Genomic DNA, 16,366 nt, shown 5'->3' on the forward strand with positions numbered 1-16,366 from the left:
TCCTGGCTTACTGGGCCGTGACTGTCGCCGCGGCGGCGCGAAGATCGCCACTGCGCTGGATGATGTATTGATGGATCAACTCCATCTGCTGCATGTCCAGGACGCCCGCGAAGCTCGGCATGCCCTTGCTCATGAAGGCGCCGCTGACGATGCCGACGAAGGCCAGGTGTTTCTCAGGCGTCAGGTAGCGCAAGTCTGGAATCACCCCGCCGCTGGCCGCGTTCAGCCCGTGGCAGGCACCGCACATGCCGTTGAACAAGGTGCGCCCTTCCTTGATCTGCTCCGCCGAAGCGGTCAGTGCTGGTACTTGTGGCGGTAGCACCGGCGCCTGGCGAGGCGGCGGCAACTCGCCCTGCGCACCCAGCTTGAATACCAGCACGCGCGATTCGGGCTGCACCTTGCCCTTGTCAGTAAGCGGGCCGGCAATGAGCGGCATGATCCCGCCCCAGCCGGCCATGAACGCCACGTATTGTTCACCCTTGACCTGGTAGGTGATCGGCCCGCCAAGCACGCCGGAGTTGGCCCGATGCTCCCAGAGTTGCTGGCCTTTGTCGGCGCTGAAAGCCATCACGCGCCCGTCGGAGGTCCCCTGGAACACCAGGTTGCCAGCGGTGCTCAGGGTGCCGCCGTTGCCGGACTCGATATGGTCGTGAGTCCAGGCGGCCTGTTGCTTGACCGGGTCCCATGCGATCAGATGGCCGCGCCACGCACTGCGGATCTGGTCGAGGATCTTCGGGTCTTCCGGCAGGTCCGGGACGTCGAGGCCGAAGTTGACAACCGATCTGGTCGGCAGAAACTCGGGTTTTTCGGCCGCCTTCAGCTCTGCCACGGTGTCCTGGGCCGGGATATAGACGTACCCGGTAACAGGGTTGTAGGACATCGGGTGCCAGCTGTGTCCACCCAGGAAGCTCGGCTGGATAACCTTGGGCGCCTTGGCATAATCGGCCTGCTCGGTGAGGATCGGCCGCCCGGTTTTCGGATCCAGGCCACTGGCCCAGTTCACCTGGACGAAGTTGCGTCCAGAGATGAACTCGCCGTTGGTACGGTCGATGACGTAGAAGAAACCGTTCTTGGGCGCCTGCATCAGCACCTTGCGCCTTTTGCCGTCGATCTTGATGTCGGCCAGGATAATCTGCTGGGTGGCGGTGAAGTCCCAACGGTCGCCCGGGGTGACCTGGAAGTGCCAGACATATTCGCCGGTGTCCGGACGCAACGCGACGATGGACGACAGGTACAGGTTGTCGCCTTCGCCCTGGCTACGAAACTGGTAGTTCCAGGGCGATCCGTTGCCAGTGCCGACGTAGAGCAGGTCCAGTTCGGGATCGTAGGACATCGAGTCCCACACTGTACCGCCACCGCCCCACTTGACCCAGCCATTGCCTTTCCAGGTCTTCATGGCCTTGGCCATGGCCTCGTTCTCCGGCGGCAGCGCCGGGTCGCCCGGCACGGTGTAAAAGCGCCAGGCTTGCGTGCCAGTGTCGGCTTCGTAGGCGGTGATGTAACCGCGCACGCCGAACTCGGCGCCGCCGTTGCCAATCAGCACCTTGCCCTTGACGATGCGCGGCGCACCGGTGATGGTGTAACTCTTGTTCGGATCGATGACGGTATCGACGCTCCAGACTTCCTGGCCGGTCGCGGCATCGAGCGCGATCAGGCGCCCATCGAAACTGCCCACGTATACCTTGCCCTGCCACACCGCGACACCCCGGTTGACCACATCGCAGCAGCCCTGGCTGAGCTTCTCCATGGGAATCTTCGGATCGTACTTCCACAGCGGCTTGCCGGTGGCGGCATCGAAGGCGTAGACGATGCTGAAGGCGCCGGTGGTGTACATCACCCCGTCGACCACCAACGGCGTGGCTTCGGTACCGCGATCAATGTCGAGCTTTTGTGTCCAGGCGAGCCCCAGCTGGCTGACGTTAGTATCATTGACCTGCTTCAGCGGACTGAAGCGTTGTTCGTCATAGGTGCGGCCATGGGCCATCCAGTTGGCGGCGTCCTGGTTGGCGCCGAGCAGGCGTTGCGCGTCGACGGCGGCCGGACCTGGTGCGGCGCCATGAGCGAGTGAAGTCAGGCAGAGCACCGCAAGCGGCATGAGCGTCTTGGCGTTCATTGTTCTTGTTATCCATTGCTGGGTAGGACCAATGGCAGACGCAAGTGACGTCATGCCCCCATGCTTGGAATTAAAACAAAGGAATCAGGAGAAAACGCTTGCCTGTGTGCCAGGCATTTTCGAATGTCTGCCACATGTGAGCAGAGCGTGCGGCCGGTCGCCACATTGAGGCTATTGCAGTTCGTTTGCCTGCACCCGGTGGGCGCAGGCTTGCCTAGCGATGACGTCCGTAGAAGTACAGGCAACCCAACTTCAGCCGCCAAACCCACGGTGGAGGGGCTTGCCGGGACGTCGGACCGCCGCTCCAGGTAAAGCGCCCTTGCTATGCAGTTATTCCAGCAAGCTGCCGTTTGAGCACCAGCGTCAGGATGTCGTAACTGGCCACGAGTTCACCGAGTTGGTTGGTCACTTCCACATCCCAAGCCACCACCCCTTGCGGCTGTCCGAGCGGGCTGGACTTGCCCTGATCGATCTTGCGCTTGCAGGTCAGCCGCGCCTGGATCGTGTCGCCGATCCCCACCGGGCTGATGAAACGCAGCGTATCCAGGCCGTAGTTGGCCAGGACCGGCCCTTCCCCCGGCGATACGAACAGGCCCGCCGCCGCCGAAAGAACGAAGTACCCGTGGGCGATGCGTTTGCCGAACTGGGACTGCTTGGCAGCGATTTCATCGAAGTGCATGTAGAAGTGATCACCCGACAGGCAACCGAAGTTGACCAGATCCGCCTCGGTCACCGTCCGGCGATGGGTCAGCAACGACTCGCCGATGCGCAATTCCTCGAAATAGCGACGGAAGGGGTGCACCTCGCTCTCCAGTACCTTGGCACCGCGCACGTACTCGTTGGTAATGGCCATCAGCATGCTCGGCGAGCCCTGCACCGCGGCGCGCTGCAGATAGTGCTTGACCGCACGCAGACCGCCCAACTCCTCGCCTCCACCGGCGCGGCCTGGCCCCCCATGCTTGAGCTGTGGCAATGGCGAGCCATGCCCGGTCGACTCCACCGCTGCCTCGCGGTCCAGCACCAGCAAGCGACCATGCCATGCCGCAGCGGCCGGAATGGCCTTGGCCGCCACTTGCGGGTCACGGGTGAACAGGCTCGCCACGAGACTGCCCTTGCCGCGTGCTGCCAGGGCCAGCGCCTCATCCAGGTCGTCATAGGCCATCAAGGTGCTTACCGGCCCGAACGCTTCGATATCGTGCGCGCCGCCGTCGGCATGCGGATCACGTGCATGCAGTAGTGTTGGCGAGAAGAAAGCCCCTTCGGCGACCCCCTGGCCGCGCGGCTCGAAACCATCGCTCGCGCCGAACAACTGGTCGCAGCTCTGTAGCAGGCTGCGCACCCGTTCACCGACGTCGCGCTGCTGCTCGTGAGAAGCCAGCGCGCCCATGCGCACGCCTTCGATCGAGGGGTCGCCCACCACCACTTTGCCCAAGCGTTCGCGCAAGCGGGTCGCGACGGCATCGATGTGTTTCGCCGGGACGATGGCGCGGCGAATCGCCGTGCATTTCTGCCCGGCCTTGGTGGTCATCTCGCGCACCACTTCCTTGATGTAGAGGTCGAACTCCTCATCGTCCCGGCTCACGTCCGGGCCGAGAATGGCGCAATTCAGCGAGTCGGCCTCGGCGGTGAACGGTACCGAGTGACGGATCAGGTTAGGGGTCACGCGCAGCTTGGCCGCGGTATCGGCGGACCCCGTGAAGGTCACCACGTCCTGGCCTTGCAACCGGTCGAGCAGGTCGCCCGTGCTGCCGACCACCAGTTGCAGGCTGCCCGCTGGCAACAGGCCCGACTCATCCATCAACCGCATCACGGCTTCGGTCAGATAGCTGGTCGATGTCGCGGGTTTGACGATGCATGGCATACCGGCGAGGAAGGTCGGCGCGAATTTCTCGAGCATGCCCCAGATAGGGAAATTGAACGCGTTGATGTGTACCGCGACGCCCCCACGTGGCACGAGGATATGGCTGCCGACGAACTTGCCCTGTTTGCCCAGAGCAATCGCCGGGCCTTCATGCAGCACATTGCTCGATGGCAGTTCGCGGCTGCCGATGCCGGAATAGGCGAACAGCGTGGCGTTACCGCCCTCGATGTCGACCCAGCTGTCGGCGCGGGTCGCACCGCTGTGATGGGACAATGCGTAGAGCTGTTCCTTGCGTTCGCTCAAGTACAAGGCCAGGGCCTTCAGGCGCGCGGCACGTTGCTGGAAATCCATGGCCATCAGCTCGGCCAGACCGCGCATCCGCGCGAAGTCGACAGCCTCGGCGAAGTCCGGTCGTTCTTCATGGCTGTAGGCCAGAACATGGCCGTCCAGGGCGCTGCGCAGAGCTTGGCCGCCATGTTGGCCGAGCCAGCGGCCGGCGATGAAACTCTGCAGGATAGGAGCTTGAGACATGGGGGTCCTCCGGGTCATTGATGGTGCGCTTACCAGAGCGCCAAGGTGTAGCCGAGAATCAGGCGGTTTTCGTCCAGGGCATTGGTCAGGCCGTTGCCTGAACGGAAGGTGACATTGCGCCAGCGCAGGCTCACATCCTTCAGCGGGCCGCTCTGGATCACATAGGTGAGGTCGGTATCACGTTCGCGCTCGCGACCGTTGTCGATGTCGCCGACCCTGGCGTGCCGGCCATCGGTGTAACGGGTCATGAAGCTCAGGCCCGGCACGCCCAGGGCTACGAAGTCGTAGTCGTAGCGCACCTGCCAGGAATCCAGGCCAGCGCGGGTGTAGGTGTTGTAGGTCACCAGGTTGACCGTGTAGGGATCGCCGCCATTAAGGAACGGGAAGGCACTTTTACCGGACATCTGCTGGAAGGTGGCACTGAACTTGTGCGCCCCGGTAGCCAGGGTGAACATGCCGTTGAAGTTCCGGTTGTCGACACGCCCGGCCTTCTCGGCGCCATCGCCCCGGCTGTCGAAATAGCGCAGGTCGCTGCGCAGGCTTGTGCCCTGCCCCAGCGGCAGGGTGTGAACCAGGCCGACGAATTGCTGGCGGTAAATCTGGTCGAGCTTGGCGTAGTAGTAGCTCAGGCTCAGCTGGGGACTGAACGCGTAGGTGCCGCCGCCGAAGTCGAAGTGGTCACTGCTGGCAGCGCCGTAGCCAATATCGTCACGGCCCGAGGAGTCACGCAGATTGGCCTTGGTCAGGCGCCCGCCATTGAATGTCAGACCGTCGATGTCCTGGCTGGTCAACCACCCGCCCTGAAAGGTCGAAGAGAGCAGGCGGGTGTCGTTGTAGACGACGACGGGCAGGATTGGCTGCAGGGTCCCCAGGCGCAGCACGCTCCTGGAGATCCGCAGCTTGCCGGTCAGGCCCAGTTCGCTGTAGTCGTCGGCCGGTTCGAGATTGTGGGGACCATAGGGTAACAGGCCGGTACCACGACGGCCGCGGCCGGAATCAAGCTTGATCCCCAACTGCCCCATGGCATCCACCCCAACCCCGACCAGACCTTCGGTAAAACCTGACTCGAACCTGGCGGTAAAGCCCTGCCCCCACTCTTCGGCCTTGGCCTGTGGCGCGTTGTCCTGGCGAAAATCGCGGTTGATGTAATGGTTGCGCAGGTCGATCCTGGCGTGACTGTCATCGAGAAACGCTGCCAGGGTCGGCATGGACAGGGTGAAACCGGCCAGCAACGCGGCCGAAGTACTGAGGCGAGTGTGGTTCATTGTTTTTATACCCGACAATCGTTCGTTGCGTTTAGTGTTTGGCGGCGCCTGCGGCACCGATACCGGTCATGGAGCGAATGAACTGGGCCAGGTAGCGGCCGCGTTCCTGCTTGGCGCGCTCCGTGGCGTCAGTGACCGAAAACAGCCAGGCGCTGAAGAAGGCCAGGCTCATGGAGAACAGTGCCGGATTGCTGTACGGAAACAGCGCCTGCTCATGGTGCATGACGTTGACCCATACCGCAGGGCTCAGCACCAGCAGGACAATGGCAGAGACCAGCCCGCTCATGCTGCCCATCACCGCCCCGCGGGTCGTCAGGCCTTTCCAGAACATGGAAAGGAACAGCACCGGGAAGTTGACCGAGGCGGCGATGGCCAGAACCAGCCCCGACAGGAAGGCAATGTTCTGCGACTCGAACATCAGGCCGAGGATGATCGCCAGCACGCCGATCCCCAGGGTGGCGAGGCGCGAAACGCGCATTTCTTCCTGTTCGGTGGCCTGGCCCTTGCGGATCACGCAGGCGTACAGGTCGTGCGACACCGCCGAAGCGCCGGACAGCGCCAACCCCGCCACTACTGCCAGGATGGTGGCGAAGGCTACGGCCGAGATGAAGCCCAGGAACAGGTTGCCACCCACCGCCTGTGCCAGGTGCACGGCGATCATGTTGCCGCCACCGATGATCGCGCCGCTGGCATCGCGGTAGGCAGGCTCGGTGCCGACCATGACGATGGCTCCGAAACCGACGATGATGAGCAGCAGATAGAAGTAGCCGATGAAGCCGGTGGCGTAGAACACGCTTTTGCGTGCTTCCTTGGCATCGCTGACGGTGAAGAAGCGCATCAGGATATGCGGCAGGCCGGCAGTGCCGAACATCATGCCCAGCCCCAGGGAGATGGCGTCCACCGGGTTCGATAGTAGCCCACCTGGGGCCATTATCGCGGTGCCCTTGGCATGCACGGCAGTTGCGCTGGCGAACATCGCTTCGGTACTGAAGCCGAAGTGCTTGAGCACCATGAAGGCCATGAATGTGGTCCCCAACAGCAGCATCACCGCCTTGATGATCTGCACCCAGGTCGTGGCCAGCATGCCGCCGTAGGTGACATAGAACACCATCAGCACACCGACCAGCATTACGGCGTAGAGGTAGCTGATGCCGAACAGCAGTTCGATCAGCTTGCCGGCGCCGACCATTTGCGCCACCAGGTACATCAGCGCCACGGTCAGGGTGCCGAAGGCCGAGGTCAGGCGAACGGGCGTCTGGGCCAACCGATAGGAGACCACATCGGCAAAGGTATACTTGCCCAGGTTGCGCAGGCGCTCGGCAATCAGGAACAGAATGATCGGCCAGCCGGCCAGCACGCCCAAGGCATACAGCAGCCCATCGTAGCCGTTGAGGAACATCATCGCCGAGATGCCCAGGAAGGACGCCGCGCTGATCATGTCGCCGGCAATCGCCAGGCCGTTCTGCATACCGGTCAGGCCGCCGCCGGCGGTGTAGAAGTCACTGGCCGAACGTGTACGCCGTGCTGCCCAGCGTGTGACGCCGAGGGTGAAGAGAACAAACAGCAGAAACATTCCGATGGCGGTCCAGTTCATTGCATGCACTCCTGCTTGACCCGGTCACTCAGCGGATCGAGGACATTGTTCGCGCGATACACGTAGATGCCAGTCAGGGCGAAGGACACCAAGACGATCGCCACGCCGACCAGCATGCCGACGCTGGTCACCCCGCCGCTGAGCGAGCGGCCCAAGGTGCTGGGCGAAAACGCCACCAACAGCACAAAGCCGTAGTAGATGATCATCATGGCCAGAGTCAGGGTGCCGTTGAGCAGGCGCTTGCGGCGTACCAGTTGCTGGAAGTCGGGATGCTTGCAGATGCTCTCTATATGCTCGGGTGTCATTGGGGCGATCTCTTGATGTTGTCATTGTTTTGAGGTCACGCGGGTGTTGCGGTGTTGCCAAGGGTCCTATCGCGCAACCAGCCCGCTCACCACCGGTGCGCGGTGCAGCGAAGACACGTTCCCGATGGTGAGCGGGCTGGTCCCGCGATGGGGTCCCTGCGCTGCTAAAGCTGGTCGAAGTCCAGGACCACCTTGTCGCTGATCGGATAGCTCTGGCACGACAGCACGTACCCGGCCGCCACTTCGTAATCTTCCAGGGCATGGTTGCTGTCCATCTCTACCTCCCCTTCGATCACCTTGCACTTGCAGGTCGAGCACACGCCGGCCTTGCACGAGTACGGCAGCTCGGCCCCCACGGCATTGCCAGCATCCAGCACGCTCTGGCTATTACGCGCCAGGTCGAAAGCCAGCGCCCGGCCGTCGCTGATCACGGTGATCTGGCTGATCGCCGAGTCCAACTGTCGAGCTGCCTGGCGCGCTTCACGCTTATGCTCGTTGCCGGCGGCCGCGAACAGCTCGAAGTGAATGCGCTCGGCAGGCATGCCATTGCTCTCGAGGCTGCCGCGCACGGTTGCGGTCATCGCTTGCGGGCCGCAGAGGAACGCTGCGTCCAGGCTGCTCACGTCCATCCAGCGGGAAAACAACTGTCCGCACTTGTCGGCGTCGATACGGCCGTTGTACAGGTCGATGTCCTGTTGCTCGCGACTGAACACGAAAATCAGGTTGAGCCGATCCAGATAAAGGTTCTTCAGGTCTTCGAGCCTGTCGCGAAACAATGCACCGGAGCTGGAGCGGTTGCCGTAGAGCAAGGTGAAGTGGCTGCCCGGTTCGCGTTCCAGGGTGCTCTTGATGATCGACAGGATCGGCGTGATGCCACTGCCCGCCGCTACGCCGAGGTAGCGGCCCTTGCGGCTCGGGTCCAGTGGCACGAAGAACGAGCCGCAAGGCGGCATGACGTCAAGCTGCTGGCCGGGCTTGAGCACTTCATTGGCGAAAGACGAGAAACGCCCGCCCGGTACGCGCTTGATTGCCACGCGCAGTTCGCCATCCTCGATGCCGCTGCAGATCGAGTACGAACGGCGCACCTCTTCGTTGTCCAGCTGGGTACGCAGCACCAGGTACTGGCCCTGGACAAAGCGGAAATCGTCCTGCAACTGTGGCGGAATCTCGAAGGCGATGGACACGGCATCGCGAGTTTCAGGGCGCACATCCTTGATCGTGAGGCTATGGAAATGACTCATGGTGTTCTCCCGCTGTACGGCGCTCTGCGCTCAGATGCATTTGAAATAATCGAAGGGCTCAAGACACTCGCGGCAGCGGTACAGCGCCTTGCAGGCCGTCGAGCCGAACTGGCTGAGCAACTCGGTATGGTCACTGCCGCATTGCGGGCACAGGACTGTGGGGCTTTCGCCAAGCAGGCTGCGTTTGCTGCTGCTACCCACCGGGGGTGCAATGCCGTATGCGCGCAAGCGATCGCGGCCCCGGAGACTGATCCAGTCGGTATTCCACGCCGGAGTCAGGCGACGCTCCAACCGTGGAGCGGCAAAGCCGGCCTGTTCCAGGGCCTGGCGGATGTCGCCCTCGATCACCTCGGTGGCCGGACACCCGGAATAGGTCGGTGTCACGACCAGGTGCAGATGCCCGGCCTGCCAATCCAGGTCGCGGACGATACCCAGGTCGACCACACTGACCACTGGCACCTCCGGGTCCATCACCTGCTCCAATACCGCCCAGGCCTGTGCGAGATCACCATCGCGCGCCGGGCGCGCGCCGCTGTCGCTGGCGATCAGCTCACCAGGTCGCATCGGGATACGCTCGTGGCAGGTACTGCATCTCGGCCAGCAGCAGGCCCAGGTGTTCGGTGTGCAGCCCCCGCCGACCGCTCAGGTAGAAGTAGTTGGCCGCCGCGGGCACAGGCAGCTCCACGCTGGCGAAGACGGTCGCGACCTGCTGGCTCCAACCCGCCGCCACCCGCGCCGGATCAGCCGCGAAACCCGTTCTGGCGAGACGGGTTTCGCCATCGCTACCCGATAGCATCTCCACCGTGAAACGCCACACCTGCGGGATTGCCTCGAGCATGCGCCGACGACTTTCCTCGGTGCCGTCGCCCAGACGCTGCACCCACTCGCCGGAGCGACGCAGATGATAGGTGACTTCCTTCAGGGATTTGGCAGCGATGCCGGCGATACGCGTGTCCGAGGATGTGCAAAGCCCTTCAAGCACCTGGTAATGCCAGGCGTCGTAGAGAAACTGCTTGGTCATGGTCACGGCAAAATCGCCGTTGGGCTGCTCGACCAGCAACAAGTTGCGGTACTCGCGCTCGTCGCGGCGAAATGCCAGGTCATCGGCGTCACGACCGTCGTTCAGCAGCTCGGCGGCATACTCCAGCCAGTTGCGTGCCTGACCCACCAGGTCCAGGCCAACGTTCATCAGCGCCAGCTCTTCCTCGATGGCCGGCGCACGACCACACCATTGGCACAGGCGCTGACCTTGAACGAGAGCGGTGTCGCCGAGGAGCAGCAGATACTGGATAAGATCTTCTTGTGTGTTCATGGCCAACCTCACATGTGTCCGACTTCTTCGGGCAGCTCGTAGAAGCTGGCGTGGCGATAGACCTTGTCATCGGCGGGCGCGAAAAGCGGGTCTTTTTCATCTGGCGACGAGGCGGTGATCAAGGCCGACGGTACCACCCACAGGCTTACGCCTTCGCTACGGCGGGTGTACAGCTCACGGGCGTTCTCGATGGCCATGGCCGAATCGGCGGCATGCACACTGCCGACGTGCTTGTGGTTGAGGCCGTGCTTGCTGCGCACGAATACTTCGTAGAGGGTCCAGACTGACATCGTGTTATCTCCGCATCGGTGGCCGTATCAGGCGGCATTCTTGTTCTGTTGTTTACGTGCGTAGGCGACGGCGGCCTCGCGCACCCAGGCGCCGTCTTCGATGGCTTTGCGCCGGGTAGCGACACGTTCCTGGTTGCACGGCCCGTTGCCCTTGAGCACTTCGTAGAATTCGTCCCACCGGATCTCACCGAAGTCGTAGTGCCCACGGGACTCGTTCCATTTCAGGTCCGGGTCGGGCACCGTACAACCGAGCAGTTCGAGCTGGGGGATAGTCTGATCAACGAATCGTTGGCGCAGCTCGTCGTTGCTCTGGCGCTTGATCTTCCATGCCATGGACTGGGCGCTATTGGGCGAGTTGTCGTCGCTTGGGCCGAACATCATCAGCGCCGGCCACCACAAGCGATCGATCGAATCCTGGACCATGTCCTTCTGCGCCTGGGTACCGTGGCGCATCATCGTCAGGAGCATTTCGTAGCCCTGGCGCTGATGAAAGCTCTCTTCCTTGCAGATACGGATCATCGCCCGCGAATAGGGTCCGTATGAGGTGCGCTGCAGGACCACCTGGTTGACGATCGCCGCGCCATCGACCAGCCAGCCGACGGCCCCCATGTCGGCCCAGCTCAGGGTCGGGTAGTTGAAGATGCTCGAGTACTTGGCCTTGCCGCTGTGCAGCTTGTCGATCTCCTGATCGCGGTCGGCGCCCAGGGTTTCCATGGCGCTGTACAGGTACAGACCGTGGCCGGCTTCGTCCTGGATCTTGGCCATCAGTTGCAGTTTGCGCTTGAGGCTTGGAGCACGCGTGACCCAGTTGCCTTCGGGAAGCATGCCGACGATTTCCGAGTGCGCGTGCTGCGAGATCTGCCGGATCAAGGTCTGGCGATAGGCCTCGGGCATCCAGTTCTTGGCTTCGATCTTGATCTCTGCGTCGATCTTTTCCTGAAAGTTGCGCTCTTCGGCGGACATCTCGTCCAGCGACTTGATGCGCTTGACGCCGGTTTCTACCAATTGTGCGTACATGTTCTGTCTCCCGCCTCAAGGCTGGTTGGGCATGGAGTATTTATAAGCGATACAGAATACATTATCAAACAAGATTTTTATGTATCTTATAAATTCGTGTATCGCTTTGCGCGATCGATAGGAACGGGGGTGGCCAATCCTACGGCAGACAAGCAATTTCTCAGGGCTCGAATCCGAGCCAAAAAAAAGCCCCGAACCATGTCGGGGCCATGAGATATCGTCTTTTCAGCTGGCCACACGCCTGTCATACACATGACAGGCCTTGCCTTCGGAACGCTTCAGCGTCGCCAATGGCTGCACGACCACCCGCGTACTGATTCCGATATATGTCTTGATCTGCTTGGCCAGCTCGGCCACCAGCAATTTGCGCTGCGCCTCGTCGTAATGCTGACAATCGGCCCGTAACTCCACATGCACATCCACGCTGTCCATATTCCCATTACGATACAAATGTATCTCATAGCATTCGGAAAGCTGTTTTATTTTCAAAACCTGCTCCTCGATCTGCGTCGGGAATACGTTGACGCCACGAATGATGAGCATGTCGTCACTGCGCCCAGTGATCTTGTCGATACGCCGCATCGGTCGTGCCGTGCCTGGCAGCAGGCGCGTCAAGTCGCGGGTGCGGTAACGGATCATTGGCAGCGCTTCCTTGCTGAGCGAGGTGAAGACCAGTTCGCCCATCTGCCCGTCAGGCAGTGCCGCCCCCGTCACAGGGTCGATGATTTCCGGGTAGAAGTGGTCTTCCCAGATGGTCGGCCCGTCCTTGGTTTCGGCGCATTCCATGGCAACCCCTGGCCCCATGATTTCCGACAAGCCATAGATGTCCAACGCATTGATGCCCATGCGCTGCTCGATGGAGCGGCGCAGCTCGTCGGTCCACGGCTCGGCACCAAAGATGCCCAGGCGCAAGGCCAGCTTGTGCGGATCCAGTCCCTGGCGCTCGATCTCGTCTGCCAGGTTCAGCATGTAGGATGGAGTGACCATGATGATGTCCGGCTGGAAATCGTTGATCAGCTGAACCTGCTTCTCGGTCTGCCCCCCCGACATGGGAATGACGGTGCAGCCCAGCCGTTCGGCACCGTAGTGCGCGCCAAGGCCGCCGGTGAAAAGGCCGTAGCCGTAGGAGACATGCACCTTGTCGCCGCGTCGCCCACCCGCCGCACGTATCGAACGCGCGACCACGTTGGCCCAGGTATCGATATCGCCCTGGGTGTAGCCGACCACCGTCGGCTTGCCGGTGGTGCCGCTGGAGGCATGCACCCTGACCACGTCATGCATCGGCACGGCGAACATGCCGTAGGGGTAGTTGTCACGCAGGTCGTTCTTGGTGGTGAAGGGGAACTTCGCAAGGTCTTCCAGACAGCGTACATCGTCCGGATGAATACCCAGCGCATCGAAACGTTGACGGTACAGTGGCACGTTCTGGTAGGCATGACCCAGGCTCCAGCGCAAACGGTCCAGCTGGTGCTGGCGCAGTTCGTCGAGGCTGGCGGTCTCCAGCGGATCGAGTACAGCAGTGTTCAAGGCGGCCATATTCATGATTTCACTCTGATTCTTTTTATGGTTCAGCCCGTGAAGGGCTCGAGTGTAGGGGGCGCACGACCCCACCCAGCGATTGGTGTCGGTTCAGATCCGCTCGATGATCATCGCGATGCCCTGCCCTACGCCAATGCACATGGTGCACAGGGCGTAGCGGCCACCCCGATGCTCCAGTTCGACCAGTGCCGTGGTCACAAGCCTCGCGCCGCTCATGCCCAGCGGATGGCCCAGAGCGATTGCGCCACCATTGGGATTGACCCGTGCATCGTCATCGGACAGCCCAAGCTCACGCAATACCGCCAGCCCTTGGGCGGCGAAGGCTTCGTTGAGCTCGATCACGTCCATGTCGGCCAGGCGCAGGTTGGCCAGTTCCAGCACCTTGCGTGTCGCAGGCACCGGGCCGATACCCATTATCCGCGGCTCCACACCCGCCGTCGCCATTGCCACGATCCGGGCGCGGGGCTTGAGGCCATAGCGTTGAGTCTGTTCGCGGCCGGCCAGCAACAAGGCGCAAGCACCGTCGTTGACTCCGGAGGCGTTACCCGCGGTGATGCTCCCCCCCTCACGGAACGGTGTCGGCAGGCGCTGGAGCATGTCCAGGGTAGTATCGGGACGCGGGTGTTCATCGTGCTCGACGTGCTTCGGCTCGCCCTTGCGCTGGGGGATCGTCACGGCAACGATCTCCCGGGCCAGGCGCCCACTGGCGGCCGCGGCGGCAGCTCGTTGCTGGCTGCGCAGGGCGAAGGCATCCTGGTCTTCACGGGAAATCCCGTACTGCAGGGCCACGTTCTCCGCGGTCTCCGGCATCGAGTCGATGCCGTAGGCCTTCTCCATGGCCTTGTTGACGAAACGCCAACCAATAGTGGTGTCGTAGATCCGCGCATCGCGAGCGAATGCCTGCTCGGCCTTGCCCAGGACCAGTGGCGCCCGCGTCATGGATTCGACGCCTCCAGCGAGCATGAGACCGGTGTCGCCGCTACGGATCGAACGCGCTGCCAGGCCGATGGCGTCCATGCCCGAGCCGCACAGGCGGTTGACCGTGGTGCCCGGCACCGTGACCGGCAGGCCGGCCAGCAATGCCGACATGCGCGCCACGTTGCGATTGTCCTCACCGGCCTGGTTGGCGCAACCGTAGATCACATCGTCCACGGCCGACCAGTTCACCTGGGGGTTGCGTTCGATAAGAGCGCGCAATGGCACTGCGCCCAGGTCGTCGGCACGCACGCTGCTCAGCGCACCGCCATAGCGGCCGATCGGCGTGCGCACAGCATCGATGATAAAGGCATCAGTCATTTAGGGTCTCCTGGGCAAGCACGCGGCCTTGCACCTTGTAAGATTTACCACGGAACAGCGCGATCAGCTGTCCTTTCTGGTTTTCCACGCGCACGTCATAAGTGCCGGTACGGCCCTTGCGGGTCTGCTCCACACAGACTGCGACCAACGTGTCGCCCGCGTAGGCTGGAGCGAGGTAATCGATAGTGCAGCCCAGGCCTATGGTGACCTGATCATAAGTGTTGCAGGCGACGGCGAAGGCCGAGTCGGCCAAGGTGAAGATGAAACCACCGTGACAACTGCCGTGGCCCTGGACCATGTCGTCACCCACCGCCATCTGCAGGGTCGCGTTGCCTGGAGCCACGGCCAGCAGTTGCATGCCTAGAGCGAGGCTGGCCCGGTCGCGCGAAAGCAGGGTGCGGGCGCATTGGTCGGCCAGGTCGTGCGCTTGAAGATCAGGCATGCAGGCGCCCTCCCTCGGCAACCAGGCGACGCAACAGCAGCGAGGGGCGGTAGCGCGCCTCACCGTAGGCGGCCTGGAGGTTTTCGAGTACGGCGAGCACGTTCGCCAGGCCGATACGCTCGGCCCAGGCCAGCGGGCCGACCGGATAGTTGACGCCCTTGCGCATGGCCAGGTCGACATCCGCGGCGCTGGCTACACCTTGCAGGACGGCGTCGGCGGCTTCGTTGGCAAGCATCGCGACAGTGCGCAGTACAGCCAGGCCTGGAAGGTCGGCAAGCGGTGTCACCACCAGCCCTGCGCTTTGCAGCAGGGCCACGGCTTGCTCGCGAGCGACGTCGGTAATGCCGGCGCAACAACTGATAGCGATACGCGTCGCTTTGCCGTAGTCCAGGGCAAGGTCGAACACCACCAGGTTGTTCAGGGCATCGGACTTGGCACGTTCGCTGGCGAGGCGACCGTCACTCAATGCGAGCACGGCATCTCCCACCCGGATGATGCCTGACGCAGAGCGTGTCGATGGCAGCTGGGCGGACGCTTCATGGGTGCGCGTGACAACGATTCCAGCCGCCTCGAGGCGGGGCAGCAGGCCGTCGGCGATTCCCAGGTCCCCTTCGACCACGCAACCTTCCACACGCTGGCTGCTGCGCAACTCATGGATCACCGGACGCGGCACATTCGGCCCATGATCATAGAATCCCTGCCCACTCTTGCGGCCCAGACGGCCGGCGTCGACCAACTCCTTCTGGATGAGCGACGGCTGGAAACGCATGTCCCCGTAATAGGCCTCGAAAACCGAGCAGGTGACCGCATAATTGACATCGTGGCCAATCAGGTCCGTCAGTTCGAAAGCCCCCATGCGAAATCCACCGGCATCACGCATCAGCGCATCGAGCGTGGCGCAGTCGCCAGCGCCTTCCTGCAGCAGGCGCAGACTCTCGGCATAGAAGGGTCGTGCCACCCGATTGACAATGAAACCAGGCGTGGAACGCGCGTGCACCGGCGCCTTACCCCAGCACTTGACGGTGTCATAGACGCTGGCGGCAACCGCTTTCGACGTAGCCAGCCCGGAAACGATCTCTACCAGCGCCATCAACGGTGCCGGGTTGAAAAAGTGCACCCCGAGAAACCGTTCTGGCCGCTGGAGGCCTGCAGCGATGCTTGTGATGGACAGCGAAGAAGTATTGCTGGCCAGCACGCATTCCGGAGAGCAGACCGCCTCCAGGCGGGCAAACAGACCACGCTTGGCATCCAGGTTTTCGACGATGGCTTCGATCACCAACCGCGCATCGGCCAAGTCCTCGAAAGCATCGACGCTGCGCAGGCGCCCGCGGGTCTCTTCTCGCTGCGCCTGAGTGATACGCCCCTTCTCCAGCGATTTGCCCAATTGCCGGTCCAACCCTTCGATCGCCTCGATGGCGGCGCCTGGACGGTTGTCGTAGAGCAGAACCGAATGCCCCGCCTGCGCCGCGACCTGGGCGATCCCAGCGCCCATGGCACCTGCGCCGATGACCGCGACGATGGCACTGCTGTCCAATGCATTGCCGTTCAGTGGCTCCATGA

The 16,366-nt window shown here is 62.5% G+C and carries 13 protein-coding genes and 1 pseudogene; all 14 read right to left on the minus strand.

Translation table 11 applies throughout. The features are described from left to right. Positions 1 to 7: 7 nt before the first annotated feature. The 14 genes and pseudogenes from G7009_RS15820 to paaH all read right to left on the minus strand — a co-directional run bounded on the left by G7009_RS15820 (position 8) and on the right by paaH (position 16,364). Entirely contained in the window at positions 8 to 2,113 is a 2,106-nt protein-coding gene (locus tag G7009_RS15820; protein WP_219856615.1) for a PQQ-dependent dehydrogenase, methanol/ethanol family, read from the minus strand. A gap of 322 nt (positions 2,114 to 2,435) precedes the next feature. Then, positions 2,436 to 4,505 carry a phenylacetic acid degradation bifunctional protein PaaZ gene (gene paaZ / locus G7009_RS15825; RefSeq protein ID WP_181131000.1) on the minus strand — a complete coding sequence of 690 codons (2,070 nt, stop codon included), beginning with the start codon at positions 4,503 to 4,505 and terminating at the stop codon, positions 2,436 to 2,438. A 29-nt stretch (positions 4,506 to 4,534) separates the two neighbouring features. Then, positions 4,535 to 5,770, minus strand: coding sequence for an OprD family porin (locus G7009_RS15830; protein WP_181131001.1), 1,236 nt, complete (start codon positions 5,768 to 5,770; stop codon positions 4,535 to 4,537). A 31-nt stretch (positions 5,771 to 5,801) separates the two neighbouring features. Further along, positions 5,802 to 7,364: pseudogene (locus G7009_RS15835) on the minus strand (cation acetate symporter); the annotation flags it as partial. Then, on the minus strand, positions 7,361 to 7,669 hold the full coding sequence (locus tag G7009_RS15840; protein WP_181131003.1) for a DUF485 domain-containing protein: 309 nt from the start codon (positions 7,667 to 7,669) through the stop codon (positions 7,361 to 7,363). The gene G7009_RS15840 and the pseudogene G7009_RS15835, both read right to left, overlap by 4 nt. Positions 7,670 to 7,833: 164 nt before the next feature. Then, positions 7,834 to 8,910 (minus strand): 1,2-phenylacetyl-CoA epoxidase subunit PaaE, encoded by a 1,077-nt coding sequence (gene paaE, locus G7009_RS15845; RefSeq protein ID WP_181131004.1) that lies wholly within the window; start codon positions 8,908 to 8,910, stop codon positions 7,834 to 7,836. 30 nt (positions 8,911 to 8,940) lie between these two features. Beyond that, positions 8,941 to 9,474, minus strand: coding sequence for a 1,2-phenylacetyl-CoA epoxidase subunit PaaD (gene paaD, locus G7009_RS15850; RefSeq protein WP_181131005.1), 534 nt, complete (start codon positions 9,472 to 9,474; stop codon positions 8,941 to 8,943). After that, on the minus strand, positions 9,461 to 10,222 hold the full coding sequence (paaC, locus tag G7009_RS15855; RefSeq protein WP_181131006.1) for a 1,2-phenylacetyl-CoA epoxidase subunit PaaC: 762 nt from the start codon (positions 10,220 to 10,222) through the stop codon (positions 9,461 to 9,463). The genes paaD and paaC overlap by 14 nt, the downstream gene beginning before the upstream one ends. A gap of 8 nt (positions 10,223 to 10,230) precedes the next feature. Then, positions 10,231 to 10,512 carry a 1,2-phenylacetyl-CoA epoxidase subunit PaaB gene (gene paaB, locus G7009_RS15860; protein WP_181131007.1) on the minus strand — a complete coding sequence of 94 codons (282 nt, stop codon included), beginning with the start codon at positions 10,510 to 10,512 and terminating at the stop codon, positions 10,231 to 10,233. Between the two features lie 27 nt (positions 10,513 to 10,539). Beyond that, positions 10,540 to 11,529 carry a 1,2-phenylacetyl-CoA epoxidase subunit PaaA gene (paaA, locus tag G7009_RS15865; RefSeq protein ID WP_181131008.1) on the minus strand — a complete coding sequence of 330 codons (990 nt, stop codon included), beginning with the start codon at positions 11,527 to 11,529 and terminating at the stop codon, positions 10,540 to 10,542. Positions 11,530 to 11,754: 225 nt separating this feature from the next. Beyond that, a complete protein-coding gene (gene paaK / locus G7009_RS15870; RefSeq protein WP_181131009.1) occupies positions 11,755 to 13,071 on the minus strand; it encodes a phenylacetate--CoA ligase PaaK in 1,317 nt (438 codons plus the stop codon). An 87-nt stretch (positions 13,072 to 13,158) separates the two neighbouring features. Next, positions 13,159 to 14,364 carry a 3-oxoadipyl-CoA thiolase gene (gene pcaF / locus G7009_RS15875; RefSeq protein WP_181131010.1) on the minus strand — a complete coding sequence of 402 codons (1,206 nt, stop codon included), beginning with the start codon at positions 14,362 to 14,364 and terminating at the stop codon, positions 13,159 to 13,161. Continuing rightward, positions 14,357 to 14,806 carry a hydroxyphenylacetyl-CoA thioesterase PaaI gene (paaI, locus tag G7009_RS15880; protein ID WP_181131011.1) on the minus strand — a complete coding sequence of 150 codons (450 nt, stop codon included), beginning with the start codon at positions 14,804 to 14,806 and terminating at the stop codon, positions 14,357 to 14,359. The genes pcaF and paaI overlap by 8 nt, the downstream gene beginning before the upstream one ends. After that, positions 14,799 to 16,364, minus strand: a complete 1,566-nt coding sequence (gene paaH, locus G7009_RS15885) for a 3-hydroxyacyl-CoA dehydrogenase PaaH (RefSeq protein ID WP_181131012.1) — start codon at positions 16,362 to 16,364, stop codon at positions 14,799 to 14,801. Before paaH ends, paaI begins: the two co-directional genes overlap by 8 nt. Positions 16,365 to 16,366: the final 2 nt, after the last annotated feature.

Source organism: Pseudomonas capeferrum (genome assembly GCF_013523055.1).
Taxonomy (GTDB): domain Bacteria; phylum Pseudomonadota; class Gammaproteobacteria; order Pseudomonadales; family Pseudomonadaceae; genus Aquipseudomonas; species Aquipseudomonas capeferrum_A.